The organism is Enterobacter sp. EC_64 (assembly GCF_019584165.1).
Classification (GTDB): Bacteria; Pseudomonadota; Gammaproteobacteria; order Enterobacterales; family Enterobacteriaceae; genus Enterobacter; species Enterobacter roggenkampii.
The window spans coordinates 19,422-45,332 of record NZ_VDAS01000006.1; the positions used below are offsets into that span (position 1 = coordinate 19,422).

Annotated in this window: 25 protein-coding genes; 15 read left to right on the top strand and 10 right to left on the bottom strand. The window is 57.2% G+C overall.

Annotated elements, in window-relative coordinates:
* The first annotated feature begins 18 nt into the window (after positions 1-18).
* From flhB to FHC52_RS06300, 3 genes are read left to right on the top strand one after another with little or no spacing between them, the layout of a single operon-like run.
* The gene (gene flhB / locus FHC52_RS06290) at positions 19-1,167 is read left to right on the top strand and encodes a flagellar biosynthesis protein FlhB (protein ID WP_021240449.1); all 1,149 of its coding nucleotides are present in this window, start codon (positions 19-21) and stop codon (positions 1,165-1,167) included.
* Entirely contained in the window at positions 1,160-3,238 is a 2,079-nt protein-coding gene (flhA, locus tag FHC52_RS06295; RefSeq protein ID WP_008500434.1) for a flagellar biosynthesis protein FlhA, read from the top strand. Before flhB ends, flhA begins: the two co-directional genes overlap by 8 nt.
* Positions 3,238-3,630, top strand: a complete 393-nt coding sequence (locus FHC52_RS06300) for a flagellar protein FlhE (RefSeq protein WP_044596634.1) — start codon at positions 3,238-3,240, stop codon at positions 3,628-3,630. The genes flhA and FHC52_RS06300 overlap by 1 nt, the downstream gene beginning before the upstream one ends.
* Positions 3,631-3,688: 58 nt before the next feature.
* On the opposite strand, the gene argS is transcribed toward FHC52_RS06300, so the two are convergent.
* Entirely contained in the window at positions 3,689-5,422 is a 1,734-nt protein-coding gene (argS, locus tag FHC52_RS06305) for an arginine--tRNA ligase (protein ID WP_008500436.1), read from the bottom strand.
* Positions 5,423-5,661: 239 nt separating this feature from the next.
* On the opposite strand from argS, the gene FHC52_RS06310 reads away from it, so the two are divergent.
* Together FHC52_RS06310 and cutC are read left to right on the top strand one after the other, a co-directional pair.
* Positions 5,662-6,231 carry a VOC family protein gene (locus tag FHC52_RS06310; RefSeq protein WP_126288304.1) on the top strand — a complete coding sequence of 190 codons (570 nt, stop codon included), beginning with the start codon at positions 5,662-5,664 and terminating at the stop codon, positions 6,229-6,231.
* Positions 6,232-6,300: 69 nt separating this feature from the next.
* Positions 6,301-7,044, top strand: coding sequence for a copper homeostasis protein CutC (gene cutC, locus FHC52_RS06315; protein ID WP_126288307.1), 744 nt, complete (start codon positions 6,301-6,303; stop codon positions 7,042-7,044).
* Positions 7,045-7,219: 175 nt separating this feature from the next.
* Here the strand turns inward: cutC and cmoB are convergent, their stop codons facing one another.
* Genes cmoB through FHC52_RS06340 form a run of 5 tightly spaced genes read right to left on the bottom strand, consistent with a single transcriptional unit; the run spans position 7,220 to position 10,800 of the window.
* Positions 7,220-8,191 (bottom strand): tRNA 5-methoxyuridine(34)/uridine 5-oxyacetic acid(34) synthase CmoB, encoded by a 972-nt coding sequence (gene cmoB, locus FHC52_RS06320; RefSeq protein ID WP_126288309.1) that lies wholly within the window; start codon positions 8,189-8,191, stop codon positions 7,220-7,222.
* The gene (cmoA, locus tag FHC52_RS06325) at positions 8,188-8,931 is read right to left on the bottom strand and encodes a carboxy-S-adenosyl-L-methionine synthase CmoA (protein WP_023325522.1); all 744 of its coding nucleotides are present in this window, start codon (positions 8,929-8,931) and stop codon (positions 8,188-8,190) included. The genes cmoB and cmoA overlap by 4 nt, the downstream gene beginning before the upstream one ends.
* Positions 8,932-8,971: 40 nt before the next feature.
* A complete protein-coding gene (locus tag FHC52_RS06330) occupies positions 8,972-9,367 on the bottom strand; it encodes an MAPEG family protein (RefSeq protein WP_021240443.1) in 396 nt (131 codons plus the stop codon).
* Positions 9,368-9,418: 51 nt separating this feature from the next.
* The gene (locus tag FHC52_RS06335) at positions 9,419-10,237 is read right to left on the bottom strand and encodes a DUF72 domain-containing protein (RefSeq protein WP_023293959.1); all 819 of its coding nucleotides are present in this window, start codon (positions 10,235-10,237) and stop codon (positions 9,419-9,421) included.
* Positions 10,234-10,800 (bottom strand): hydrolase, encoded by a 567-nt coding sequence (locus tag FHC52_RS06340; RefSeq protein WP_126288311.1) that lies wholly within the window; start codon positions 10,798-10,800, stop codon positions 10,234-10,236. The genes FHC52_RS06335 and FHC52_RS06340 overlap by 4 nt, the downstream gene beginning before the upstream one ends.
* A gap of 263 nt (positions 10,801-11,063) precedes the next feature.
* On the opposite strand from FHC52_RS06340, the gene aspS reads away from it, so the two are divergent.
* The 6 genes from aspS (at position 11,064) to ruvB (ending at position 16,319) form a co-directional block, all read left to right on the top strand.
* Complete coding sequence (aspS, locus tag FHC52_RS06345; protein WP_008500445.1) at positions 11,064-12,836, top strand: aspartate--tRNA ligase; 1,773 nt, start codon at positions 11,064-11,066, stop codon at positions 12,834-12,836.
* Between the two features lies 1 nt (position 12,837).
* On the top strand, positions 12,838-13,281 hold the full coding sequence (gene nudB, locus FHC52_RS06350; RefSeq protein ID WP_008500446.1) for a dihydroneopterin triphosphate diphosphatase: 444 nt from the start codon (positions 12,838-12,840) through the stop codon (positions 13,279-13,281).
* A 27-nt stretch (positions 13,282-13,308) separates the two neighbouring features.
* The gene (locus FHC52_RS06355; protein ID WP_008500447.1) at positions 13,309-14,049 is read left to right on the top strand and encodes a YebC/PmpR family DNA-binding transcriptional regulator; all 741 of its coding nucleotides are present in this window, start codon (positions 13,309-13,311) and stop codon (positions 14,047-14,049) included.
* Positions 14,050-14,083: 34 nt separating this feature from the next.
* Entirely contained in the window at positions 14,084-14,605 is a 522-nt protein-coding gene (gene ruvC / locus FHC52_RS06360; protein WP_003859749.1) for a crossover junction endodeoxyribonuclease RuvC, read from the top strand.
* A gap of 80 nt (positions 14,606-14,685) precedes the next feature.
* Complete coding sequence (ruvA, locus tag FHC52_RS06365; protein ID WP_008500448.1) at positions 14,686-15,300, top strand: Holliday junction branch migration protein RuvA; 615 nt, start codon at positions 14,686-14,688, stop codon at positions 15,298-15,300.
* Positions 15,301-15,308: 8 nt separating this feature from the next.
* Positions 15,309-16,319 carry a Holliday junction branch migration DNA helicase RuvB gene (ruvB, locus tag FHC52_RS06370; protein WP_008500449.1) on the top strand — a complete coding sequence of 337 codons (1,011 nt, stop codon included), beginning with the start codon at positions 15,309-15,311 and terminating at the stop codon, positions 16,317-16,319.
* Between the two features lie 52 nt (positions 16,320-16,371).
* Here the strand turns inward: ruvB and znuB are convergent, their stop codons facing one another.
* Both znuB and znuC read right to left on the bottom strand, forming a co-directional pair.
* Positions 16,372-17,157 carry a zinc ABC transporter permease subunit ZnuB gene (gene znuB / locus FHC52_RS06375; RefSeq protein WP_021240439.1) on the bottom strand — a complete coding sequence of 262 codons (786 nt, stop codon included), beginning with the start codon at positions 17,155-17,157 and terminating at the stop codon, positions 16,372-16,374.
* Complete coding sequence (gene znuC, locus FHC52_RS06380) at positions 17,154-17,909, bottom strand: zinc ABC transporter ATP-binding protein ZnuC (RefSeq protein WP_128301640.1); 756 nt, start codon at positions 17,907-17,909, stop codon at positions 17,154-17,156. Before znuC ends, znuB begins: the two co-directional genes overlap by 4 nt.
* A 77-nt stretch (positions 17,910-17,986) precedes the next feature.
* Here znuC and znuA point away from each other — a divergent pair, with 77 nt between their 5' ends.
* The 3 genes from znuA (at position 17,987) to lpxM (ending at position 21,358) form a co-directional block, all read left to right on the top strand.
* Positions 17,987-18,931 carry a zinc ABC transporter substrate-binding protein ZnuA gene (gene znuA, locus FHC52_RS06385; protein WP_025910050.1) on the top strand — a complete coding sequence of 315 codons (945 nt, stop codon included), beginning with the start codon at positions 17,987-17,989 and terminating at the stop codon, positions 18,929-18,931.
* Between the two features lie 15 nt (positions 18,932-18,946).
* Positions 18,947-20,266 carry a murein DD-endopeptidase MepM gene (mepM, locus tag FHC52_RS06390; protein WP_008500453.1) on the top strand — a complete coding sequence of 440 codons (1,320 nt, stop codon included), beginning with the start codon at positions 18,947-18,949 and terminating at the stop codon, positions 20,264-20,266.
* A gap of 120 nt (positions 20,267-20,386) precedes the next feature.
* The gene (lpxM, locus tag FHC52_RS06395; RefSeq protein ID WP_008500454.1) at positions 20,387-21,358 is read left to right on the top strand and encodes a lauroyl-Kdo(2)-lipid IV(A) myristoyltransferase; all 972 of its coding nucleotides are present in this window, start codon (positions 20,387-20,389) and stop codon (positions 21,356-21,358) included.
* 45 nt (positions 21,359-21,403) lie between these two features.
* Here the strand turns inward: lpxM and pyk are convergent, their stop codons facing one another.
* Both pyk and FHC52_RS06405 read right to left on the bottom strand, forming a co-directional pair.
* On the bottom strand, positions 21,404-22,846 hold the full coding sequence (pyk, locus tag FHC52_RS06400; protein ID WP_008500455.1) for a pyruvate kinase: 1,443 nt from the start codon (positions 22,844-22,846) through the stop codon (positions 21,404-21,406).
* Positions 22,847-22,983: 137 nt separating this feature from the next.
* Complete coding sequence (locus FHC52_RS06405; RefSeq protein WP_126288313.1) at positions 22,984-23,853, bottom strand: MurR/RpiR family transcriptional regulator; 870 nt, start codon at positions 23,851-23,853, stop codon at positions 22,984-22,986.
* Positions 23,854-24,209: 356 nt separating this feature from the next.
* Here FHC52_RS06405 and zwf point away from each other — a divergent pair, with 356 nt between their 5' ends.
* A complete protein-coding gene (gene zwf / locus FHC52_RS06410) occupies positions 24,210-25,685 on the top strand; it encodes a glucose-6-phosphate dehydrogenase (RefSeq protein ID WP_008500457.1) in 1,476 nt (491 codons plus the stop codon).
* Positions 25,686-25,911: the final 226 nt, after the last annotated feature.

Below are 25,911 nucleotides of genomic sequence, written 5' to 3' on the forward strand. Positions count from 1 at the left end.
ATGGGCTGAGCGTGCACAGTGGCAGAAGAGAACGACGACAAAACGGAAGCCCCCACACCCCACCGACTAGAAAAGGCGCGTGAGGAAGGGCAGATCCCCCGATCCCGAGAATTGACCTCCCTGCTGATCCTTATCGTAGGGGTGTGCATTATCTGGTGGGGCGGGGAGTCGCTCGCCCGCAAGCTGGCGGGCATGCTCTCAACCGGCCTCCGTTTTGACCACAGTATGGTCAACGATCCGAATCTGATCCTCAGCCAGATTATTCAGCTGATTAAAGGGGCCATGGTTGCGCTGCTGCCCCTCATTACCGGGGTTGTGCTGGTCGCGCTGGTCTCGCCGGTGATGCTCGGCGGTCTGGTCTTCAGCGCCAAATCGCTGCAGCCGAAATTTTCCAAACTCAACCCGCTGCCGGGTATTGCGAAAATGTTCTCTGCCCAGACCGGGGCCGAGCTGCTCAAAGCCATTCTCAAATCGGTGCTGATGGGCAGCTCCGCGGGGTTTTACCTCTGGTACCACTGGCCGGAAATGATGCGTCTTATCAGCGAGTCGCCGCTCACCGCGATGAGCAACGCGCTGAATCTGGTCGGGCTCTGCGCGCTGCTGGTGGTGCTCAGCATTATCCCGATGGTGGGTTTTGACGTGATCTTCCAGCTCTATACCCACTTCAAGAAGCTGCGGATGTCGCGTCAGGATATCCGTGACGAATATAAGCAGATGGAAGGTGACCCGCACGTGAAGGGGCGCATCCGCCAGATGCAGCGTGCCGCCGCCCGTCGCCGCATGATGGACGATGTGCCAAAGGCCGACGTCATCGTTACCAACCCGACACACTATTCCGTTGCGCTGCGCTATGACGAAAACAAAATGAGCGCGCCGAAAGTGGTGGCGAAAGGGGCGGGGCTGATCGCGCTGCGTATCCGTGAAATTGGCACCGAACACCGCGTGCCGATCCTCGAAGCCCCTCCGCTGGCGCGTGCCCTGTACCGCCATGCGGATATTGGACAACAGATCCCGGGACAACTTTACGCCGCCGTGGCGGAAGTGCTGGCCTGGGTATGGCAGTTGAAGCGCTGGCGTCTGGCCGGCGGTCAACGGCCTGTGAAACCTGAGAACCTTCCGGTGCCTGCCGCGCTGGATTTTATGAACGAGAAGGACACTGATGGCTAATCTGGTGGCAATGTTGCGCCTGCCCGGCAACCTGAAATCGACCCAATGGCAGATCCTGGCCGGGCCGATTCTGATCCTGCTAATTCTGTCGATGATGGTACTGCCGCTCCCGGCGTTCATCCTCGACCTGCTTTTCACTTTCAATATCGCGCTGTCCATTATGGTGCTGCTGGTGGCGATGTTCACCCAGCGTACCCTGGAGTTCGCCGCGTTCCCGACCATTCTGCTGTTTACCACCCTGCTGCGACTGGCGCTGAACGTGGCGTCCACGCGTATCATCCTGATGGAAGGCCACACCGGGGCGGCAGCGGCAGGTAAGGTGGTGGAAGCGTTCGGCCACTTCCTGGTGGGCGGTAATTTCGCTATCGGTATCGTGGTGTTCGTCATCCTCGTAATCATCAACTTTATGGTCATCACCAAGGGTGCAGGGCGTATTGCGGAAGTGGGCGCGCGCTTTGTGCTGGACGGGATGCCGGGCAAGCAGATGGCGATCGACGCCGACCTGAACGCCGGGCTAATCGCCGAAGATGAAGCCAAAAAGCGCCGTGCGGAAGTGACGCAGGAGGCGGACTTCTACGGCTCCATGGACGGTGCGAGTAAGTTTGTGCGTGGTGACGCCATCGCGGGCATTCTGATCATGGTGATTAACGTGGTCGGCGGCCTGCTGGTGGGCGTATTGCAGCACGGGATGGACATGGGCCACGCGGCGGAAAGCTATACGCTGCTGACCATCGGTGACGGTCTGGTCGCGCAGATCCCGGCGCTGGTGATCTCCACTGCGGCGGGTGTCATCGTGACCCGCGTGAGCACCGATCAGGACGTTGGCGAGCAGATGGTGGGACAGCTGTTCAGTAACCCGCGCGTGATGCTGCTGGCCGCGGCGGTGCTCGGGTTGCTCGGCCTGGTGCCGGGTATGCCAAACCTCGTCTTCCTGCTGTTTACGGCGGCGCTGCTGGGCCTTGCCTGGTGGATGCGTGGCCGTGAAACCAAACCGGCAGCGGAACCTGTTCCGGTCAAAATGCCGGAGAATAATCAGGCCGTCGAAGCGACCTGGAACGACGTTCAGCTGGAGGATTCTCTGGGAATGGAAGTCGGGTATCGCCTGATCCCGATGGTCGATTTCCAGCAGGACGGCGAGCTGCTCGGCCGTATCCGCAGTATCCGTAAAAAATTCGCCCAGGACATGGGCTTCCTGCCGCCGGTGGTACACATCCGCGACAATATGGACCTGCCGCCCGCGCGCTATCGCATCCTGATGAAAGGCGTTGAAATTGGCAGCGGTGATGCCTATCCGGGCCGCTGGCTGGCGATTAACCCCGGCACCGCCGCAGGCACGCTGCCGGGCGAGCAAACCATCGATCCGGCCTTTGGTCTGGCCGCGATCTGGATTGAAAGCGCGCTGAAAGAGCAGGCGCAGATCCAGGGTTACACGGTTGTTGAAGCCAGTACCGTGGTGGCAACCCACCTTAACCACCTGATTGGGCAATTCTCGGCGGAGCTGTTTGGCCGTCAGGAAGCGCAGCAGCTTCTGGACCGCGTCACGCAGGAGATGCCGAAGCTGACGGAAGATCTGGTTCCGGGCGTGCTGACCTTAACCACGCTGCATAAGGTGCTGCAAAACCTGCTCGACGAGAAGGTGCCGATCCGCGATATGCGCACCATTCTGGAAACGCTGGCAGAGCACGCGCCAATCCAGAGCGATCCGCACGAGCTGACGGCGGTGGTGCGCGTGGCGCTGGGACGCGCCATTACCCAGCAGTGGTTCCCGGGAACCGGGGAAGTGCAGGTGATCGGCCTCGATACGCCGCTTGAGCGTCTGCTGCTGCAGGCCCTGCAGGGCGGCGGCGGCCTGGAGCCGGGCCTGGCGGATCGCCTGCTGGCGCAAACCCAGGAGGCGCTGGCGCGTCAGGAGATGCTCGGCGCGCCGCCGGTGCTGCTGGTGAACCACGCGCTGCGTCCGCTGCTGTCCCGCTTCCTGCGCCGCAGCCTGAGCCAGCTGGTCGTGCTGTCGAATCTGGAGCTGTCGGATAACCGTCATATCCGCATGACCGCGACGATTGGAGGAAAATAATGCGTAAATGGCTTTGGATGTTGCTCTTCCCGCTGGCGGCGCAGGCTGCCGGGGGAGGCGCCTGGCAGGCGAGCAGCATGGGGGTGACCCTCAGCAACCGCGGTGTTGCCATGTCGTCTAACCCGCTGGCGCCTGCTGAAGAGGTTTCCGGTCTGATGGGTCTGGTGGTCTGGAACTACCGGCTGATTGGCCCAACGCCAGCGGGCCTGCGGGTGCGCCTCTGCTCTCAGACGCGCTGCACGGAAATCGACGGCGAAAATGGAACAACGCAGGCGTTCAACGGCGTGCCGGCTATTGAACCTTTGCGTTTCATCTGGGAAGTGCCGGGCGGGGGACGTTTGATCCCGGCGCTGAAGGTGCAGAGTAATTCTGTCATCGTGAACTACCGCTGACGGTTGAATTGTCAGGACTGCAAAAAAACAAAACCCGGCGATTGCCGGGTTTTTGGTATTACATACGTTCTACGGTTTCGATACCCAGAGTATCCAGACCCAGCTTCAGGGTCTTCGCCGTCAGCTGCGCCAGCTTCAGGCGGCTGTTGCGGACCGATTCATTCTCCGCAGAGAGAATTGGGCAGTGCTCGTAGAAGCCAGAGAACAGACCCGCCAGATCGTACAGGTAAGCACACATCACGTGCGGCGTGCCGTCACGCGCGACCACGGTTAGCGTCTCTTCGAACTGCAGCAGACGCGCCGCCAGCTGCGCTTCACGATCTTCCGTGATGGTCACGGTGGCATTCGCCAGCACGCTTTCGTCGATATTGGCTTTGCGGAAGACCGACAGCACGCGGGTATAAGCGTACTGCATGTATGGCGCGGTGTTGCCCTCAAACGCCAGCATGTTATCCCAGTCGAAGATGTAGTCGGTGGTACGGTTCTTGGAGAGATCCGCGTATTTCACCGCACCGATACCCACGGCGTTCGCCAGTTTTTCCAGCTCGTCGGCCGGCATGTCCGGATTCTTCTCGGCCACCAGACGACGGGCGCGTTCCAGCGCTTCGTCCAGCAGGTCGGAGAGCTTCACGGTCCCGCCCGCACGGGTTTTGAACGGCTTGCCGTCTTTACCCAGCATCATGCCGAACATGTGGTGTTCCAGCGGAACGCTGTCCGGTACGTACCCGGCTTTACGCACGATGGTCCACGCCTGCATCAGGTGCTGGTGCTGACGGGAGTCGATGTAGTACAGCACGCGGTCGGCGTGCAGCGTTTCGTAACGGTATTTCGCGCAGGCAATGTCGGTCGTGGTGTAGAGATAGCCGCCATCCTTTTTCTGGATGATCACGCCCATCGGTTCACCTTCCTTGTTTTTGTACTCATCAAGGAACACCACCGTTGCGCCTTCGCTCTCCACCGCCAGGTTTTTCGCTTTCAGGTCCGCCACAATGCCGGGCAGCATTGGGTTATACAGGCTTTCACCCATCACGTCGTCACGGGTCAGGGTGACGTTCAGACGGTTATAGGTAAGCTGGTTCTGCGACATGGTGATGTCAACCAGCTTGCGCCACATCTCGAGGAAGTATTGATCGCCGCCCTGCAGTTTTACCACGTAGCTGCGCGCGCGCTCGGCAAAGGCTTCATCTTCGTCATAGTGCTTTTTGGCTTCGCGATAAAACCCTTCCAGGTCCGCCAGCGCCATTTCGCCCGCGTTTTCCTGCTGCTGTTTTTCCAGGTAAGCAATCAGCATCCCGAACTGGGTACCCCAGTCGCCCACGTGGTTCGCGCGGATCACCTTGTGACCGAGGAACTCGAGCGTACGCACCGCGGCATCACCGATGATGGTGGAGCGCAGGTGGCCAACGTGCATCTCTTTCGCCACGTTCGGGGCAGAGTAGTCGATCACGACGGTCTGCGCTTCCGGCTGGGAAACACCCAGACGATCGGATTTCAGCGCCGCGTCAACGTGGCTTGCCAGGAAGGCAGGCTCAAGGAAGATGTTGATAAAGCCTGGGCCGGCGATTTCGGTTTTGCTGGCAATGCCGGCGAGATCCAGATGCGTCAGTACCTGCTCAGCGAGCTGTCGCGGCGGCATACCCAGTTTTTTAGCCACTGCCATCACGCCATTAGCCTGATAGTCGCCAAACTGTACTTTTGCTGACTGACGAACCTGCGGTTCGCAATCCGCAGGCGCGCCTGCGGCAATCAGTGCCTGACTGACTTTTTCGGAGAGAAGAGCCTGAATATTCACCTGGATACCTTACTTTTTTGATGCGGGCTCACAACCACCCGCGCCAGTTAGAGAATTTAGGGCGGGAGTATACTGCAAATGCCTTCTGCCGTCAGCATCGCGGGGCCTGAAGATTGCTCAGAATCCAGGCTAAGAAGGTGTGCATAAACATGCAGTCGTAAAAAGCCGGATTCTGCGGTTGGTCAAAACAGATCAACAGAGTAAATTAGCGGCTTTGCGACACGAAAAGAGAGTGACTTATGGCGAACTGGCAATCCATTGACGAACTGCATGATATTTCCGCAGATTTACCGCGCTTCACCCAGGCGTTCACAGAACTTGCCACCCGTCTCGGCCTGGATATTACGCCGCTCGAGGCCGATCACATCTCTTTGCGCTGCCATCAGAATGCCACCGCAGAACGCTGGCGTCGCGGATTTGAACAGTGCGGCGAGTTACTGTCCGAGAATATCATTAACGGTCGCCCCATCTGCCTGTTCAGGCTGCGTGAGCCGGTGAACGTGGCCCACTGGCAATTCACCGTGGTTGAGTTGCCGTGGCCGGGCGAGAAGCGCTATCCGCACGAAGGGTGGGAGCACATTGAGATTGTCCTGCCGGGCGAGCCGGAGACATTAAACGCGCGTGCGCTGGCCCTGTTAGCTGACGAAGGCTTAAGCCAGCCAGGGATTTTTGTGAAGACCAGTTCACCCAAAGGTGAGCGCGAGCGATTACCGAATCCGACGCTGGCCGTCACGGACGGGAAGGTCACGGTGAAGTTTCATCCCTGGACCATTGAGCAAATCGTTGCCAGTGAGGCGCAAGAGATGTGAGTTCCCGCCGGGACTGAAAACAGACGGCATGTCGTGATGGTTCGTTTGGTGGAATTTAAGGAGGATTACATGGCGCTGCTGGAGATTTGCTGTTACAGCGTGGAGTGTGCCGTCACCGCGCAAAATTACGGAGCTGACCGCATTGAACTGTGTGCGGCACCCAAAGAGGGCGGGCTGACGCCTTCTTACGGCGTGCTGAAGGCTGCCCGTCAGGCCGTCACGATTCCCGTTCACCCGATTATTCGTCCACGCGGCGGTGATTTTTGTTACACGGCGGGCGAGTTCGGTGCCATGCTTGATGATATCGCCCTCGTGCGCGACCTGGGGTTCCCCGGGCTGGTCACCGGCCTGCTGGATGAAGACGGCAATATCGACCTCCCGCGCATGCGTCAGGTCATGAGCGCCGCGCAGGGGCTCGCCGTCACTTTTCATCGCGCATTTGATATGTGTAGAGATCCGCTTCAGGCCTTTGAAACGCTTGGAGAACTTGGCGTGGCGCGCATTCTGACATCGGGTCAACAGCCGTCCGCTGAAAAAGGACTGCAATTAATTACGGAACTAAAAGCACATTCCGGTGTTCCAATAATAATGGCGGGTGCGGGAGTCCGTGCCAGCAATCTGGACCGGTTTTTAAACGCCGGGGTAGAAGAGCTGCACAGCTCGGCAGGCAAATGGATGCCATCACCCATGCGTTATCGCAATACAGGATTGTCAATGTCGACGGATGCTGAAGCGGATGAGTATTCACGCTACGGTGTCGAGGGAGAGTCGGTTGCGGAAATGAAGTCGCTGATTGAGCGCCATCACGTGTAGCAACGTACCGATTTTTACCGCGCATCATGTCGCCCAATATGATGCTTGCTTGTACCAGGCCCCTGCAAATTACACAGGGGCCTTTTTTTCTCCTGCGCCCGGTAGCGCTTCGCTTACCGGACCTGGAAAATCGGGAGTAGGCCGGGTAAGGCGCAGCCGCCACCCGGCTAACAGGCTACGGCTTCGTCGCAATCAACACCGCTCGCATCGGGGCCGGATAGCCTTCGATGGTTTTGCTGTGGTCGGCCGGGTCGAGGAACTGCTCCAGCGATTCGGTGATCATCCAGTCGGTGCGGCGCTGCTCTTCGATTGAGGTCACGCTGACATCGGCAATCCGCACGTCCACAAACCCGCATTTCTCCAGCCAGTTCTTCAGCGCCAGCGCGGAAGGGATGAAGTAAACGTTGCGCATCTGCGCGTAGCGATCGCCCGGCACCAGAACGGCATGTTCATCCCCTTCGATGACCAGCGTTTCCAGCACCAGCTCGCCGCCGCTGACCAGCTGATCTTTCAGTTGCCACAGGTGCTCCAGCGGGGAACGACGGTGGTACAGCACGCCCATGGAGAACACCGTATCAAAGGCTTTCAGAGCGGGCAGTTGCTCAATACCCAGCGGCAGCAGGTGCGCGCGCTGGTCGTTACCCAGCAGCTTACGTACCGCTTCAAACTGACACAGGAACAGCTGCATCGGGTCGATACCAACCACCAGATGCGCGCCCGCGCCAATCATGCGCCACATGTGATAGCCGCTACCGCAGCCCACGTCCAGAATGGTGCGCCCGGTCAGGTCGGAAAGGTGCGGCAGAACGCGATCCCATTTCCAGTCTGAGCGCCATTCGGTATTGATGTTCACGCCGTACAGCGAGAACGGCCCTTTACGCCACGGCATCAGGTTGCGCATCAGCGTTTCGATACGGTTGATCTGCCCTGGTGGAAGCGGCTCTTCACTCTCTGCGGTGACGCTGTGCAGGAGATCCAGACGATGCGGGGTCAGTTCCGGCAGAAACTCCACCGCATTTGACCACTGCTTTAACAGACCGTGCTGCTGATCCCGCTGCCAGGCGGCAATCTGCGCAGGCAGCGTCTCCAGCCAGTGGGAGAGGTGATTTTTGGCAATCAGCTGATAGAAGTTGCTGAATTCGATCATGCGGGTTTCCCCGCTTTCAGCGCCACCAGAGACCCAAAGTTGAAGCACTGGAACCACAGTTCGCTATGCTCAAATCCGGCCTGACGCAGGCGCGCCTTATGGGTTTCTACGGAGTCCGTCAGCATCACGTTTTCGAGCATGCTGCGCTTCTGGCTGATCTCCAGCTCGCTGTAGCCGTTCGCCCGTTTGAAATCGTGGTGCATATTAAACAGCAGCTCGCCAACCTCGGCATCTTCGAAGCTGAATTTCTCCGAGAGCACCAGCGCGCCGCCAGGATTCAGCCCCTGATAGATTTTGTCCAGCAGCAGCTGGCGGTCTTCCGGCACCAGGAACTGCAGGGTGAAATTCAGCACCACCATCGAGGCGTTTTGGATCTCGATCTCACGGATATCGCCTTCCACCACGTCAACCGGAACAGGGGCTTTGTAGGCGTCAATATGGCGACGGCAGCGTTCCACCATGGCCGGAGAATTATCCACGGCAATGATTCGGCAGCCTTCATGATGAACGTTACGTCGTACCGACAGCGTTGCCGCGCCGAGCGAGCAGCCCAGGTCATAGACCTGCGTGCCGGGTTGAACGAAGCGCTCAGCCAGCATGCCGATCATAGAGATAATATTGGAATAACCGGGAACAGAGCGCTGGATCATATCCGGGAAGACTTCGGCTACCCGTTCATCGAAGGTCCAGTCGCCCAGGCTGGCGATAGGCGCGGAAAAAAGCGTGTCGCGATCTGACATAACGTAAAAATCCGGGAAAAATAAAGTGGCGTATTGTGCGCTAATGGAGGGAGAAAACCAACTCCCACGGCATATACCACAGGTTAGCCAGCACCATCAGCAAAAGCGAACACCAGGTTGCACTCATGCCGGAACGACGCCAGCGGATTAAGCGGTGGTGAAAGCCGTAATAATGCATCAGGCGGCCAGCGATAAGCAGCAGGCCACAGATGTGCACCATCCAGGTTTCTGCGCCATTCATCTCCATAAACAGCAGCAGGATGAGGGCCGCGGGGATGTATTCGACCGCATTGCCGTGAATGCGGATAGCGCTTTGCAGCTCGGAAAAGCCGCCGTCACCGTAAGAAACGCGGTAAAGCGTTCTGAGGCGCACAACGTCAAATGAAAACTTAATCAGCAGTAATGCACCTAACACCGCGTACAGCGCGCTGACCATACAAACTCCCTGTTTTTGGCAGATGGCACTTCCCTATGATAGGGGGTGATATCAGAAAAGAGAAGATTGTTGTGGGATGGAAGGGGCGCTGCCCACGGATGGCACCGCAGCCTGCAAGGCCTGCCACAGAGCATCGACCAGTTCGGGGGCCTGGGCAATATCCGGCGTGTGCAAAAAGAGATACGGCGTGGTGGTGTGTTCCCACGAGGCCAGTTTTTCCAGCCAGACGGCGAACATCGCCTGGTTTTGCGGCATGTTATCGCTGCCGATAAACCTGACCATTGGGTTTTGCGCGGTCACGATGGCGTGGACCGGCACTTTCGGTTTTTTACGCTGAGCTTCAACGATGGCCTCGTTATGCGGTATCGCGCTGTGCACCGGACGGCTATCGAGGATCACCCGGTTAACGGAACGCTCAAGCAGGCCGCGGTTGAGCGCTTTTTCCGCTTCGCCTTTCGCAAAGAAGTCCTGGTGTCGAACCTCCACGCCGTAGGTAAATTCCCGGGGCAGGGCATCCAGGAACTGCCAGAGCGCAGGCAGGTCGCGCGGAGCAAACGTGGCCGGAAGCTGCAGCCAGTACTGGCCGATGCGGTTTGCCAGAGGCGCCATCCGGCCAAAGAATTCGTCGGTCAACTCACCGCAGTTTCGCAGCGCGGCCTGGTGAGAAATGGTCGCCGGAAACTTAAAGCAGAAGCGAAAGTCGTCGGTTGTTTGCTCCCGCCAGCGCGCAACAATCTCGGCTTTAGGGAGCGCATACAGGGTGGTATTACCCTCGACGCAGTTGAAGTGTCGGGCATACTCCTCAAGGCTGGTGATGCCCAGCCGCACCCATTTCGGGTGCGACCACTGGGGCAGGCCCACATACATCATAACGCGCTAAGGATCTCGTCCGTGCTGCGCACGCGACCGATGCGCGGGAAGATGTGCGTCATGCTGCCCTGGTGCTGTTCCGCCGAGGCCGCGCTACACGCATCTTCGGCAATCACCAGATTAAAGCCCAGCTCCCACGCGTTGCGGGCAGTCGACTCCACGCCGATGTTGGTGGAAATGCCGCACAGGATAATGGTGTCAATGCCGCGACGGCGGAGCTGCAGCTCGAGATCGGTCCCGTAGAAGGCGCCCCACTGACGTTTGATCACTACGATGTCGCCGTCGCGTTTGCCGAGCGAGACCGGGTACGTCCACCAGTTTTCCGGCAGGGCGCGGGCGGGAGTCTGCGCATCAACGGGCTGTTTTAACGCTTCTGCGTAATCCGCAGACCAGCCGACGCGCACCATGACAACCGGGGCACCGCTGGCACGGCATTTTTCCGCCAGGCGGGCGGCGCGGCTGACCACATCGTCCGCGGTATGCGGGCCACCGGCGAAGGGCAAAATGCCTTCCTGTAAATCAATCACCACAAGCGCGGTTTTGCTGGCATCAAGGGTTAACATCGTTACTCCCGTTAAATGAATCACTTCCACACACCATACGACGCGATGGCCTGTTATTGGTCGCATAATTTTGTTAATTTTTGTGAGAATGCGCAATAAGAGTGCAGCAAACGACCGCCTGGCCGTGGTTCGCTCTTATCGTCCGGCGGAATATCCAGTATAATAGCCGCCTTTTTTCATCCAGTTGTGACATACAGAAAGCTGCGACATAGTAGCCTGCATACCAGGCGACATTTAGCCTGCGGCTAATTAAGGGATATCTCATGCGTACAGAATATTGCGGGCAGCTGCGTCAGTCCCACGTCGGACAGCAGGTCACCCTGTGTGGTTGGGTCAATCGTCGTCGTGATCTTGGTAGCCTTATCTTCATCGATATGCGCGACCGCGAAGGTATCGTTCAGGTGTTCTTCGATCCGGATCGCGCAGATGCGTTGAAGCTGGCCTCTGAGCTGCGTAATGAGTTCTGCATTCAGGTCACCGGCACCGTGCGTGCGCGTGACGAGAAAAACGTTAACGCCGACATGGCGACGGGTGCCATTGAAGTGCTGGCGTCCGATCTGACGATCATCAACCGTGCTGAAGCGCTGCCGCTGGACTCCAACCACGTCAACACTGAAGAAGCGCGTCTGAAATACCGCTACCTGGATCTGCGTCGTCCGGAGATGGCTCAGCGCCTGAAAACCCGTGCGAAAATCACCAGCCTGGTGCGTCGCTTTATGGATGACCACGGTTTCCTCGATATCGAAACCCCGATGCTGACCAAAGCCACGCCGGAAGGCGCGCGCGATTACCTGGTGCCATCCCGCGTTCATAAAGGCAAATTCTACGCGCTGCCACAGTCTCCACAGCTGTTCAAACAGCTGCTGATGATGTCCGGCTTCGATCGCTACTATCAGATCGTGAAATGCTTCCGCGACGAAGACCTGCGTGCTGACCGCCAGCCTGAATTTACCCAGATCGATGTGGAAACCTCCTTCATGACCGCCGAGCAGGTGCGTGAAGTGATGGAAGCCCTGGTGCGTAGCCTGTGGAATGACGTGAAAGGCGTTGAGCTGGGCGATTTCCCAATCATGACCTTCGCGGAAGCCGAGCGTCGCTATGGCTCTGACAAACCCGACCTGCGTAACCCGATGGAGCTGGTGGACGTAGCTGATCTGGTTAAAAACGTGGAGTTCGCGGTCTTCGCGGGTCCGGCTAACGACGCCAAAGGCCGCGTGGCCGCGCTGCGTGTACCGGGCGGCGCGGCTCTGAGCCGTAAGCAGATCGACGACTACGGCAACTTCATCAAGATCTACGGCGCGAAAGGTCTGGCCTATATTAAAGTGACCGAGCGTGCGAAAGGTCTGGAAGGTATCACCAGCCCGGTTGCGAAATTCCTGAACGCGGACATCGTGGAAGCGATCCTGGAGCGCACCGGCGCGCAGGACGGCGACATGATCTTCTTCGGTGCAGATAACAAGAAAGTCGTTGCGGATGCGATGGGCGCGCTGCGTCTGAAGCTCGGTAAAGACCTGAATCTGACCGACGAGAGCAAATGGGCGCCGCTGTGGGTTATCGACTTCCCAATGTTTGAAGACGACGGTGAAGGCGGCCTGACCGCGATGCACCACCCGTTCACCTCGCCGAAAGACATGACGGCTGCCGAGCTGAAAGCGGCACCGGAAGAGGCCGTCGCCAACGCCTACGATATGGTCATCAACGGCTACGAAGTGGGCGGTGGTTCCGTGCGTATTCACAGCGGTGAAATGCAGCAGACCGTGTTCGGCATCCTGGGCATCAACGAGCAGGAGCAGCGCGAGAAATTCGGCTTCCTGCTGGACGCGCTGAAATACGGTACGCCTCCGCACGCGGGTCTGGCCTTCGGTCTTGACCGTCTGACCATGCTGCTGACCGGCACCGATAACATCCGTGATGTTATCGCTTTCCCGAAAACCACTGCTGCAGCGTGTCTGATGACCGAAGCGCCAAGCTTTGCCAACCCGGCCGCACTGGCTGAGCTGGGTATTGAGGTGGTGAAGAAGGAAGAGAAAAACTGATATGACATATAAGCTCCCCGTTTCGGTCCTGGTGGTCATTTATGCAGAAGACACGAAGCGGGTGCTGATGTTGCAGCGGCGCGATGACCCTGAATTCTGGCAGTCGGTTACCGGCAGTCTGGAAGAGGGGGAAACCGCGCCGCAGGCCGCCGCGCGTGAAGTAAAGGAAGAGGTCGCCATTGACGTTGCCCGCGAGCAACTGACCCTGAAGGACTGTCAGCGCACGGTGGAGTTCGAAATTTTTAGCCATTTACGTCATCGCTACGCGCCGGGTACCGAGCGCAATACGGAATCGTGGTTCTGTCTCGCGCTCCCCCATGAACGGGAGATCGTGTTTACCGAACACCTGACCTACCGCTGGGTGAATGCGGCGGATGCCGCCGCACTGACCAAGTCGTGGAGCAACCGGCAGGCGATTGAAGAATTTGTAATTAACGCTGCCTGAAAAGGCGCGCTCTTTGAGGATATTTTTATGGCAGGTCATAGTAAGTGGGCCAACACCAAACACCGCAAAGCGGCACAGGATGCCAAGCGCGGTAAGATCTTTACCAAAATCATTCGCGAGCTGGTGACGGCAGCGCGTCTGGGCGGCGGCGATCCGGCCTCTAACCCACGTCTGCGTGCGGCGGTGGATAAAGCGCTGTCTAACAACATGACGCGTGACACCCTGAACCGTGCTATCGCACGTGGCGTCGGCGGTGATGAAGACGCGAACATGGAAACCATCATTTATGAAGGTTACGGTCCTGGCGGTACGGCGGTGATGGTTGAGTGCCTGTCCGACAACCGTAACCGTACCGTTGCGGAAGTGCGCCACGCGTTCACCAAAACCGGTGGCAACCTGGGCACTGACGGTTCTGTTGCTTACCTGTTCAGCAAAAAAGGCGTCATCTCCTTCGAGAAAGGCGACGAAGATGCGATCATGGAAGCGGCGCTGGAAGCCGGTGCGGAAGACGTAGTGACCTTCGACGACGGCGCTATCGACGTTTATACCGCCTGGGAAGAGATGGGTGCCGTGCGCGATGCGCTGGAAGCGGCGGGCCTGAAAGCGGACAACGCTGAAGTCTCCATGATCCCGTCCACCAAAGCGGACATGGATGCAGAAACGGCACCAAAACTGCTGCGTCTGATCGACATGCTCGAAGACTGCGACGACGTGCAGGAAGTGTATCACAACGGTGAAATCTCTGATGAGGTTGCAGCGACTCTCTGATGAGAGCGTGTAAACCCGTTACAGGAGACGCGTGATGTCGATTATTCTCGGGATTGACCCAGGCTCACGCGTCACCGGTTATGGCGTTATCCGTCAGGTGGGACGCCAGTTAACCTACCTGGGCAGTGGCTGTATTCGCACCAAAGTGGACGATCTGCCGTCGCGCCTGAAGCTCATCTACGCGGGCGTGTCGGAGATCATCACCCAGTTTCAGCCGGACTATTTCGCCATCGAGCAGGTCTTTATGGCGAAAAACGCCGATTCGGCGCTAAAGCTCGGTCAGGCGCGCGGGGTGGCCATTGTCGCTGCGGTGAACCAGGATTTGCCGGTATTCGAATACGCGGCAAGGCAGGTTAAGCAGACGGTGGTGGGCATCGGTAGCGCGGAGAAAAGTCAGGTGCAGCACATGGTGCGGACTTTGCTGAAGCTCCCTGCGAACCCGCAGGCCGACGCCGCCGATGCGCTGGCGATTGCGATTACCCATTGTCACGTCAGCCAGAACGCGATGCAAATGAGCGAATCGCGGCTCAATCTGGCGCGAGGCAGGTTACGATAATGACAAATCAGGCTGGATGTTTATCCAGCCTTTTTTTATTATGTCGGCAGTTAATTTCTTCCAGAACGCAGGAGCGTCACGTGATAGGCAGACTCAGAGGCATCATCATTGAAAAACAACCCCCGTTAGTGCTGCTGGAAGTGGGTGGCGTGGGCTATGAAGTCCATATGCCGATGACCTGCTTCTACGAGCTGCCGGACGCGGGCAAAGAGGCGATTGTCTTTACCCAGTTTGTGGTGCGTGAAGATGCTCAGCTGCTGTACGGCTTCAACAACAAACAGGAACGCACCCTGTTCCGCGAGCTGATTAAAACCAACGGCGTCGGGCCGAAGCTGGCGCTGGCGATCTTATCCGGCATGTCTGCACCACAGTTTGTGAATGCCGTTGAGCGTGAAGATCCTGCGGCGCTAATTAAGCTTCCTGGCATCGGTAAGAAAACGGCAGAACGCCTGATTGTCGAGATGAAAGACCGCTTCAAAGGCCTGCATGGCGATCTCTTCACGCCGGCGGCCGATCTGGTACTGACCTCGCCAGGTGCGCCTGCGGCGGATGATGACGCGGAGCAGGAAGCGGTTGCCGCGCTGGTGGCACTGGGCTATAAACCTCAGGAGGCCAGCCGCATGGTAAGTAAAATTGCCAAACCGGACGCCAGCAGTGAAACCCTGATTCGTGAAGCGCTGCGCGCTGCATTGTGAGGTAAAGGATGATTGAAGCAGACCGCCTGGTTTCGGCAGGCACTGTTCAGGCAGAGGATGTGGTGGATCGCGCGATTCGCCCAAAACTGCTTGATGAGTACATTGGCCAGCCGCAGGTTCGTTCCCAGATGGAGATTTTTATCCAGGCGGCAAAACTGCGCGGCGATGCGCTCGATCACCTGCTGATTTTTGGCCCTCCGGGGTTGGGCAAAACCACGCTGGCGAACATCGTTGCTAATGAAATGGGCGTGAACCTGCGCACCACCTCCGGCCCGGTGCTGGAGAAGGCGGGCGATTTGGCGGCCATGCTGACCAACCTCGAACCGCATGACGTGCTGTTTATCGATGAGATCCACCGCCTGTCACCGGTGGTGGAAGAGGTGCTCTATCCGGCGATGGAAGATTATCAGCTGGATATCATGATCGGTGAAGGTCCGGCTGCACGCTCCATCAAAATCGATCTGCCGCCGTTTACCCTGATAGGCGCCACGACGCGAGCCGGGTCGCTGACCTCTCCACTGCGCGACCGCTTCGGTATCGTGCAGCGTCTGGAGTTTTACCAGGTGGCCGATCTCCAGCACATCGTTGGCCGCAGCGCCCGCTATATGGGGCTGGAGATGAGCGAAGAGGGGGCGTTTGAAGTGGCGAAGCGTTCCCGCGGTACGCCGCGTATCGCCAACCGCCTGCTGCGCCGCGTGCGTGACTTTGCTGAGGTGAAGCACAACGGTTCGATCTCCGCTGAGATCGCCGCGCAGGCGCTGGATATGCTGAACGTCGATGCCGAAGGTTTTGACTACATGGACCGCAAGCTGCTGCTGGCGGTGCTGGACAAGTTCTTTGGTGGCCCGGTCGGGCTGGATAACCTGGCGGCGGCAATCGGGGAAGAGCGTGAAACCATTGAGGATGTGCTTGAACCGTATCTGATCCAGCAGGGCTTCCTGCAGCGCACCCCGCGTGGACGTATGGCCACGGTGCGGGCGTGGAATCATTTCGGCATTACGCCACCGGCAATGCCGTAAGCAGCGATAATTTATAGCCCCGGTAAGCGAAGCGCCACCGGGGACATACCCGCTACTGCGCGGTCTTCTTCATCATACTGAAGATAAACAAAACCGCCGCACTCAGCACCACGGACGGCCCCGCAGGCGTGTCATAGAACGCCGAGAAGGTTAGCCCACCCGTTACCGCAATCATCCCGATAATTACGGCGACACCGGCCATCTGCTCCGGCGTACGGGCAAAACGACGCGCCGTAGCCGCAGGGATGATCAGCAGCGACGTAATAATCAGCGCGCCGACAAACTTCATCGCCACGCCAATGGTTAACGCCGTTACCAGCATCAGCAGCAGCTTAACGCGCTGCAGCTTCACGCCATCGACGAACGCCAGATCGGGGCTGACGGTCATCGCCAGCAGGTTACGCCACTGCCAGAGCAGAATCCCGAGCACCACCACAACGCCAATGGCGATAGCGATGAGATCGTCAGGCGTGACGGCCAGCAGGTCACCGAACAGGTAGGCCATCAGATCCACGCGGATATTGGACATCAGGCTGACCACCACCAGACCCAGCGACAGGGCGCTGTGCGCCATGATGCCAAGCAGGGTATCGATGGCGAGGTGAGGGCGTTTTTCCAGCCAGACCAGACCGGCCGCCAGCAGCAGCGTGACCACAATCACCGCGTAGAACGGGTTGACGTTCAGCAGCAGGCCAAAAGCCACGCCCAGCAGGGACGCGTGCGCCAGGGTATCGCCGAAGTAAGACATTCTGCGCCACACCACAAACGAGCCGAGTGGACCCGCGGCGCAGGCAAGCATAATCCCGGCCAGCCAGCCGGGCAGTAACAGTTCAATCATGAGTGTCCATTTCCCCGACGCAGAACGATTCGTCCCTGCAAATCATGGCGGTGATTATGATGATGGCGATAGATGCCGAGCTGTTCAGCGCCGCGAGGGCCGAACATGGAGATAAATTCCGGGTGCATGGAGACCACTTCTGGCGTGCCGGAGCAGCAGATGTGGTGGTTAAGACACAGCACTTCGTCAGTCTTTGCCATCACCAGATGCAGGTCGTGGGATACCATCAGTACCGCGCAGTTCAGTTCCTGACGCAGCTGGTCAATAAGATCGTATAGCGCGACCTGGCCGTTGACGTCGACCCCCTGCGTCGGCTCATCCAGCACCAGCAGCTGCGGGCTGCTGAGCAACGCACGGGCAAGTAATACGCGCTGCGTTTCACCGCCGGACAGTTTTTGCAGCGGCGCATCGACAAGATGGCCTGCCTGCACGCGCTTCAGCGCCGGGAGAATATCGGCTTTACGCGTGCCGGGACGCAGGCGCAGGAAACGGCTCACCGTCAGCGGCAGCGTGGCGTCGAGGTGCAGTTTTTGCGGCACATAGCCGATGCGCAATTTTTCCTCGCGCGTGATCACGCCTTCATCGGGTGCGACCAGACCCAGCACCACGCGAACCAGGGTGGATTTGCCTGCGCCATTGGGGCCGAGCAGCGTCAGAATTTTGCCGGGCTTCAGATCGAGCGACACGTCAGAAAGGACGCGGCGCTGGCCAAATGAGACCGAAATATTTTCAAGAGAAACCAATGTCGTCATGTCATTTTAAGCTTGAAGAAGTCAACGAATGTTATAATATCACATTCCACGCATTCACTACGATGATTAGTCGCATTATGTTACATAAAAATACGCTTCTTTTCGCAGCATTATCCGCTGCCCTTTGGGGCACAACCGCACAAGATGTTAACGCTGCGGTTGTCGCTTCGCTTAAACCACTCGGGTTCATCGCGTCAGCCATTGCTGACGGGGTAACAGAAACCCAGGTTCTGCTCCCGGATGGTGCATCGGAGCATGATTATTCCCTGCGCCCTTCCGATGTAAAACGCTTACAAAACGCGGACTTAGTTGTCTGGATTGGTCCGGAAATGGAAGCGTTTATGCAGAAGTCAGCAAAACAGGTGGCGGGCGAAAAACAGGTCGCGATTGCCGCCCTCCCAGGCGTGAAACCGTTACTCATGAAAGGGACGGATGACGACGGCGATGAACATGACCATCATGCTGCCGACGGTGAAAAAGGTGATGGAGATCACCATCACGGCGAGTACAACATGCATCTTTGGTTATCCCCAGAGATAGCGCGGCTTTCAGCGGTTGCAATCCATGACAAATTAGTGGAACTTATGCCGCAAAGTCGAGCCAAACTAGACGCCAACCTGAAAGATTTTGAGGCACAATTAGCCGCAACCGATAAGCAGGTAGGTAATGAGCTCGCACCGTTGAAAGGAAAAGGGTATTTCGTTTTTCATGACGCCTACGGCTATTACGAAAAACACTACGGTTTGACCCCGCTGGGGCACTTTACCGTCAACCCTGAAATTCAACCTGGTGCGCAGCGTTTACATGAAATCAGAACACAGCTGGTTGAGCAAAAAGCGACATGCGTTTTTGCTGAGCCACAGTTCAGGCCAGCGGTCGTAGAAGCCGTGGCCAGGGGGACATCCGTGCGCATGGGGACCCTTGACCCGCTAGGAACGAATATCCAGTTGAGCAAAGCGAGCTATTCGCAGTTCCTCAGCCAACTGGCGAACCAGTATGCGAGCTGCCTGAAAGGAGATTAACGAGGAAGTGAATACGTGCAACAGATAGCCCGCTCTGTCGCCCTGGCATTTAACAATCTGCCTCGACCCCACCGCGTCATGCTGGGGTCGCTTACAGTACTCACCTTAGCGGTCGCCGTCTGGCGGCCCTATGTTTACCACCCGAGTTCTGCCCCTATCATCAAAACCATCGAGCTTGAAAAGAGCGAAATCCGCTCTTTGCTGCCTGAAGCCAGTGAGCCTATCGACCAGTCGGCTCAGGAAGATGAAGCCATTCCACAGGATGAACTGGACGATAAAACCGAGAACGAAGCGGGTATCCACGAATATGTAGTTTCTACCGGGGACACGCTGAGCAGCGTGCTGAACCAGTACGGCATCGACATGGGCAATATCAGCCAGCTGGCGGCGGCAGATAAAGATCTTCGCAACCTGAAAATTGGGCAACAGCTCTCCTGGACGTTAACGGCCGATGGCGATCTCCAGCGTCTGACCTGGGAAATGTCCCGCCGTGAAACCCGCACCTACGATCGCACGGCAACCGGTTTCAAAATGACCAGCGAAATGCAGAAGGGCGACTGGGTCAACAGCGTTCTCAAAGGCACCGTGGGTGCAAGCTTTGTTTCCAGCGCGCGCGACGCAGGGTTGACCAGCGCTGAAATCAGTTCGGTGATCAAAGCCATGCAGTGGCAGATGGATTTCCGCAAGCTGAAAAAAGGCGATGAGTTTTCCGTCCTGATGTCCCGCGAAATGCTGGACGGCAAGCGCGAGCAAAGCCAGCTGCTGGGCGTGCGTCTGCGCTCCGAGGGCAAAGATTACTACGCGATCCGTGCCGAAGACGGCAAGTTCTACGACCGCACCGGTACGGGCCTTGCAAAGGGCTTCCTGCGCTTCCCGACGGCGAAACAGTTCCGCGTCTCCTCCAACTTTAACCCGCGTCGTCTGAACCCTGTCACCGGACGCGTCGCACCGCACCGTGGCGTTGACTTTGCTATGCCGCAGGGTACACCGGTACTCGCGGTTGGGGATGGCGAAGTGGTGGTGGCCAAACGTAGCGGCGCAGCCGGATATTATGTTGCGGTACGTCATGGTCGCACGTATACGACCCGCTATATGCACCTGCGTAAGCTGCTGGTTAAACCAGGACAGAAGGTGAAGCGTGGTGACCGTATTGCGATCTCCGGTAATACCGGTCGCTCTACCGGCCCGCACCTGCACTACGAAGTGTGGATCAACCAGCAAGCCGTGAACCCGCTGACGGCGAAACTGCCGCGCACCGAAGGCCTGACGGGTAAAGATCGTACGGATTACCTGGCGCAGGTGAAAGAGGTGTTGCCGCAGCTGAGCTTAGACTAAGCCCTCTGTTTTTGTTAAAAAAGCCGGCGCACCCTGACGCCGGCTTTTTCTTTTGTGCGCGGACGACTGCCTCGCTACACTATCTGAATTAATTTTGCGTCATCAGACCCTGGATCCAGCATGGAAACCCAAAAAAACAATATTGAATACATTCCTGAGTTTGAAAAATCCTTCCGCCATCCGCGCAACTGGGGCGCCTGGCTCGGTGTCTACGCCTTTGCGGGGATAGCGTTGCTGCCGGCTTCCGTCCGCGATCCTGTCCTGGGTAAAATTGGCCGTCTTGCCGGGCGCTTAGGCAAGAGTGCCCGCCGTCGCGCGCAGATCAATCTCTATTACTGTTTTCCTGAAAAGAGCGACGCCGAGCGCGAGGCAATCATTGATGAGATGTATACCACCGCACCGCAGGCCATGGCGATGATGGCGGAGCTGGCGCTGAAAGGGCCGGAGAAAATTGTCGATCGCGTAGACTGGAAAGGGCTGGATATCATTGAGGAGATGCGCCGCAATGACGAAAAAGTCATTTTCCTTGTCCCACACGGCTGGGGCGTTGATATTCCGGCGATGCTGATGGCCTCTCAGGGCCAGAAGATGGCGGCAATGTTCCATAACCAGGGCAATAAAATCTTCGACTTTGTCTGGAATACGGTGCGTCGTCGTTTTGGCGGACGCCTGCATGCGCGCAACGATGGCATTAAGCCGTTCATTCAGTCGGTACGCCAGGGGTACTGGGGCTACTATTTGCCGGATCAGGACCACGGCCCCGAGCACAGCGAGTTTGTCGATTTCTTTGCGACCTATAAAGCGACGCTGCCTGCGATTGGCCGCCTGATGAAAGTGTGTCGTGCCCGCGTGATCCCGCTGTTCCCGGTCTATGACGGCAAAACGCATCGCCTGAGCATTGAGGTTCGTCCGCCGATGGACGATCTGCTGACCGCTGACGACCACACCATTGCCCGTCGGATGAACGAAGAGGTGGAGATCCTGGTAGGGCCGCATGCCGAGCAATACACGTGGATCCTGAAGCTGCTTAAAACGCGTAAGCCGGGTGAAAAAGAGCCGTATAAACGCAAAGAGCTTTATCCAACGAAATAAAAAAAGCCCTCTCCATCTGGAGAGGGCTTTTTAACAGAGACGTTATTACTCGACGGTCATAACGCGCGTGGTGTTGGTTGAGCCGATGGTGCTCATCACATCGCCCTGGGTCACAATGACGATATCACCAGAGACCAGATAGCCTTTGTCGCGCAGCAGGTTTACGGCATCGTGCGCCGCGGCCACGCCGTCATTGGTGCTGTCGAAGTGTACCGGCGTCACGCCGCGGTACAGCGCCGTCAGGTTCAGCGTACGTTCGTGACGGGACATGGCGAAGATCGGCAGACCCGAGCTGATACGAGAGGTCATTAGCGCGGTGCGGCCAGATTCGGTCATAGTGATGATCGCGGTAACGCCCTTCAGATGGTTTGCCGCATACATTGCAGACATCGCAATCGCTTCTTCAACATTGTCGAACTGCACGTCCAGACGGTGTTTAGAGACGTTGATGCTTGGGATCTTTTCAGCACCCAGGCAAACACGTGCCATGGCGGCCACGGTTTCTGCCGGATACTGGCCCGCAGCGGTTTCCGCAGAGAGCATTACCGCATCGGTACCGTCCAGCACGGCGTTGGCCACGTCCATCACTTCTGCACGGGTTGGCATCGGGTTGGTGATCATCGATTCCATCATCTGAGTGGCGGTGATCACCGCGCGGTTCAGCTGACGTGCGCGACGAATCAGGGCTTTCTGAATACCCACCAGCTCAGGGTCGCCGATTTCCACACCCAGGTCGCCACGCGCAACCATCACCACGTCAGAGGCAAGGATCACGTCGTCCATAGCATCCTGATCGCAAACGGCTTCCGCACGCTCAACTTTGGCGACGATTTTGGCATCGCAGCCTGCATCACGCGCCAGACGACGCGCATAGTTCAGATCTTCGCCGCAGCGCGGGAAGGAGACGGCCAGGTAGTCAACACCGATCAGCGCAGCAGTCACAATATCCGCTTTATCTTTATCAGTAAGCGCTTCCGCAGAGAGGCCGCCGCCCAGCTTGTTGATGCCTTTATTGTTGGAGAGTGGGCCGCCGACGGTGACTTCGGTGAACACTTTCATGCCCTGAACTTCCAGCACTTTCAGCTGTACGCGACCGTCGTCAAGCAGCAGGATATCGCCAGGTACGACGTCAGCCGGGAGGCCTTTATAGTCGATACCGACTTTCTCTTTATCGCCTTCGCCTTTGCCCAGGTTGGCATCCAGCAGGAATTTGTCGCCGATATTGAGGAAAACTTTACCCTCTTTAAAGGTCGAAACACGGATTTTAGGACCCTGCAAATCGCCGAGGATCGCAACGTGACGGCCCAGTTTAGCTGCGATTTCACGCACTTTATCGGCACGTAATTTATGGTCTTCTGGCGTACCGTGAGAGAAGTTCATACGCACCACGTTGGCGCCAGCGGCGATAATTTTCTCGAGATTATTATCGCGATCGGTGGCCGGGCCTAAGGTGGTTACGATCTTGGTTCTGCGAAGCCTTCTGGACATGTAATACTCCGTTGACTGAAACAACTTTGGTGTTGCGTGAACATTGAATCGGCCTTCATCTGCTGCAAGGCAGTGGAGAGGGGACCGAATGCCGTAAATCGTTACTTCGTCATTATTCGTGACGTCTTCGTTATCAACTATCGAACATCGCTCTTTATAAGCAATTCTTTATCAAAACGCGATTCCTTCAGCGCTTCCTTGACCCGCTTCAAGTTATCCCGGAATTTTGCCCCCCGGCGTAAGGTAAAACCGGTCGCCAGCACGTCAATCACGGTGAGCTGGGCCAGTCGGGAGACCATTGGCATATAAATGTCGGTGTCTTCCGGCACGTCGAGAGTGATCGCCAGCGTCGCCTCACGGGCCAGCGGTGTGCCCGCCGTGGTCAGCGCAATCACCATGGCATCGTTTTCACGGGCCAACTGCGCCAGTTCTACCTGACTCTTAGTGCGGCCAGTATGCGAAATCAGTACCACGACGTCATCTTCACTGCAATTCATACAGCTCATGCGTTGCAGGACAATGTCATCGGAATAAATCACCGGGACGTTAAAGCGGAAAAATTTGTTCATGGCGTCATGCGCGACGGCCGCCGACGACCCGAGCCCAAAGAAGGCAATTCGCTTGGCCTGGGTGAGTAAATCCACTGCGCGATTCACGGAACTCATGTCCAGAGACTGACGGACGTGGTCAAGCGAAGCCATGGCCGACTCAAAAATTTTCGCGGTGTAGGCATCAACGCTGTCGTCTTCATCCACATTACGATTAACATAAGGGGTGCCGTTAGCCAGACTTTGTGCCAGATGCAGTTTAAAATCAGGAAAGCCGCGCGTTTCCAGGCTGCGGCAGAAGCGATTGACCGTGGGTTCGCTAACACCCGCTTCCTGTGCCAGAGCGGCGATGCTTGAATGAATCGCCTGAGCGGGAGAGGTGAGAATGACCTCGGCCACTTTTCGCTCGGATTTGCTAAGGTGTTCCAGTTGAAACTGGATTTTTTCCAGCATGTTCATGTTAACAGGACGCTCATGGGTGTAAACGATTTCATTAATTGATGAAATCGTGATTCGATTTAGCCGATATTACCCTTGTGGCTTCCATTAAGGGTAACAATCGACGAGATAATGTTGTTGTTTTTTTTCATTACTTGATCGATGTCGGGTTTTGCTATGACCCTGTTGCGCAAAGAAACGACGGTTGTTGCGTCATTAAGCCGTCGAAATCATCCGATGGGTGAAAAATCGCGGTATCGCACGCGACGATAAGCGCTAATGGTTTCGGGAATGACGTAAAAGCAGTACAGTGCATTGTAATAAAATTACAACGATACCTGGCAGAAGTACCAGGTGATCCAACTGAGGAGAATGACATGGCGGTAACGCAAACAGCCCAGGCATGTGACCTGGTCATTTTCGGCGCGAAAGGCGATCTTGCACGCCGAAAATTGCTGCCTTCCCTGTATCAACTGGAGAAAGCGGGCCAAATTCATCCGGATACGCGTATCCTGGGTGTTGGGCGCGCCGACTGGGACAAGGACGCTTATACCAAAGTCGTCCGCGAGGCGCTCGAAACTTTCATGAAGGAAAAAATTGATGAAAGTTTGTGGGATACCCTGAGCGGTCGTCTCGATTTCTGCAACCTTGACGTGAATGACGTCAGCGCATTCGCTCGCTTGGGCGCGATGCTGGATCAGAAAAACCGTGTCACCATTAACTATTTCGCCATGCCGCCAAGCACCTTCGGCGCCATCTGCAAGGGCCTGGGCGAAGCCAAACTGAACGCCAAACCGGCGCGCGTCGTGATGGAGAAGCCGTTGGGTACGTCCCTGGCAACCTCGCGTGAAATCAACGACCAGGTGGGCGAGTTCTTTGAAGAGTGCCAGGTCTACCGTATTGACCACTATCTCGGTAAAGAGACGGTGCTGAACCTGCTGGCGCTGCGTTTTGCTAACTCCCTGTTTGTGAACAACTGGGACAACCGCACCATCGACCACGTGGAAATCACCGTGGCGGAAGAGGTGGGGATTGAAGGTCGCTGGGGTTACTTTGACCAGGCCGGTCAGATGCGCGACATGATCCAGAACCACCTGCTGCAGATTTTGTGCATGATTGCCATGTCTCCTCCGTCTGATCTGACGGCGGACAGCATCCGTGACGCCAAAGTGAAAGTGCTGAAGTCGCTGCGCCGCATCGACCGCTCCAACGTGCGCGAGAAGACCGTTCGCGGCCAGTACACCGCCGGGTTTGCGCAAGGCAAAAAGGTGCCTGGCTACCTGGAAGAAGAGGGCGCGAACAAGTCCAGTAACACCGAGACGTTCGTGGCCATCCGCGTGGACATCGACGACTGGCGCTGGGCGGGGGTTCCGTTCTACCTGCGCACCGGTAAGCGTCTGCCTGCGAAATGTTCCGAAGTGGTAGTCTACTTTAAGAACCCGGAACTGAACCTGTTCAAAGAGTCCTGGCAGGAGCTGCCGCAGAACAAGCTGACCATTCGTCTGCAGCCGGACGAGGGCGTGGACATCCAGATCCTCAACAAAGTGCCGGGCCTGGATCATAAACACAACCTGCAGACCACCAAGCTGGATCTGAGCTACTCCGAAACCTTCAACCAGACGCACCTGGCCGATGCTTACGAGCGTCTGCTGCTGGAAACCATGCGCGGTATCCAGGCGCTGTTCGTGCGTCGCGATGAGGTGGAAGAGGCGTGGAAATGGGTCGACTCCATCACCGAAGCCTGGGCTGCCGATCAGGATGCGCCAAAACCGTATCAGGCGGGCACATGGGGACCTGTCGCGTCGGTGGCAATGATCACCCGTGATGGCCGCTCCTGGAACGAGTTTGAGTAAGATAATACGCTAGCCCGAAAGTGTTATTTTACCGGTAACATGATCTAACACAGCTCGTGGCACAATTTTCAACTTTTAAGCTCCGCGTGGATTCACCCGCGGAGCTTTTTTTATTACACTGCCGGAAGTGATTTTGCCCCTGAGCTCCGGACAGCAAGCGTTTCAGCGTTGTTAACAACTGCCAGCGACTTTGTAAACTCCCGAGCCCGGACAGATAAATGAGAGG

Excerpts from the sequence above, each read along its gene's own strand:
- zwf (WP_008500457.1), top strand. The coding sequence starts at position 24,210 with ATGGCGGTAACGCAAACAGCCCAGGCATGTGACCTGGTCATTTTCGGC.
- flhA (WP_008500434.1), top strand. The coding sequence starts at position 1,160 with ATGGCTAATCTGGTGGCAATGTTGCGCCTGCCCGGCAACCTGAAATCG.
- FHC52_RS06340 (WP_126288311.1), bottom strand. The coding sequence starts at position 10,800 with ATGTTAACCCTTGATGCCAGCAAAACCGCGCTTGTGGTGATTGATTTA.
- ruvB (WP_008500449.1), top strand. The coding sequence starts at position 15,309 with ATGATTGAAGCAGACCGCCTGGTTTCGGCAGGCACTGTTCAGGCAGAG.
- znuA (WP_025910050.1), top strand. The coding sequence starts at position 17,987 with ATGTTACATAAAAATACGCTTCTTTTCGCAGCATTATCCGCTGCCCTT.
- FHC52_RS06310 (WP_126288304.1), top strand. The coding sequence starts at position 5,662 with ATGGCGAACTGGCAATCCATTGACGAACTGCATGATATTTCCGCAGAT.
- cutC (WP_126288307.1), top strand. The coding sequence starts at position 6,301 with ATGGCGCTGCTGGAGATTTGCTGTTACAGCGTGGAGTGTGCCGTCACC.
- cmoB (WP_126288309.1), bottom strand. The coding sequence starts at position 8,191 with ATGATCGAATTCAGCAACTTCTATCAGCTGATTGCCAAAAATCACCTC.
- lpxM (WP_008500454.1), top strand. The coding sequence starts at position 20,387 with ATGGAAACCCAAAAAAACAATATTGAATACATTCCTGAGTTTGAAAAA.
- FHC52_RS06335 (WP_023293959.1), bottom strand. The coding sequence starts at position 10,237 with ATGATGTATGTGGGCCTGCCCCAGTGGTCGCACCCGAAATGGGTGCGG.
- FHC52_RS06355 (WP_008500447.1), top strand. The coding sequence starts at position 13,309 with ATGGCAGGTCATAGTAAGTGGGCCAACACCAAACACCGCAAAGCGGCA.
- znuB (WP_021240439.1), bottom strand. The coding sequence starts at position 17,157 with ATGATTGAACTGTTACTGCCCGGCTGGCTGGCCGGGATTATGCTTGCC.
- pyk (WP_008500455.1), bottom strand. The coding sequence starts at position 22,846 with ATGTCCAGAAGGCTTCGCAGAACCAAGATCGTAACCACCTTAGGCCCG.
- aspS (WP_008500445.1), top strand. The coding sequence starts at position 11,064 with ATGCGTACAGAATATTGCGGGCAGCTGCGTCAGTCCCACGTCGGACAG.
- FHC52_RS06405 (WP_126288313.1), bottom strand. The coding sequence starts at position 23,853 with ATGAACATGCTGGAAAAAATCCAGTTTCAACTGGAACACCTTAGCAAA.
- ruvC (WP_003859749.1), top strand. The coding sequence starts at position 14,084 with ATGTCGATTATTCTCGGGATTGACCCAGGCTCACGCGTCACCGGTTAT.
- FHC52_RS06300 (WP_044596634.1), top strand. The coding sequence starts at position 3,238 with ATGCGTAAATGGCTTTGGATGTTGCTCTTCCCGCTGGCGGCGCAGGCT.
- znuC (WP_128301640.1), bottom strand. The coding sequence starts at position 17,909 with ATGACGACATTGGTTTCTCTTGAAAATATTTCGGTCTCATTTGGCCAG.
- nudB (WP_008500446.1), top strand. The coding sequence starts at position 12,838 with ATGACATATAAGCTCCCCGTTTCGGTCCTGGTGGTCATTTATGCAGAA.
- FHC52_RS06330 (WP_021240443.1), bottom strand. The coding sequence starts at position 9,367 with ATGGTCAGCGCGCTGTACGCGGTGTTAGGTGCATTACTGCTGATTAAG.
- cmoA (WP_023325522.1), bottom strand. The coding sequence starts at position 8,931 with ATGTCAGATCGCGACACGCTTTTTTCCGCGCCTATCGCCAGCCTGGGC.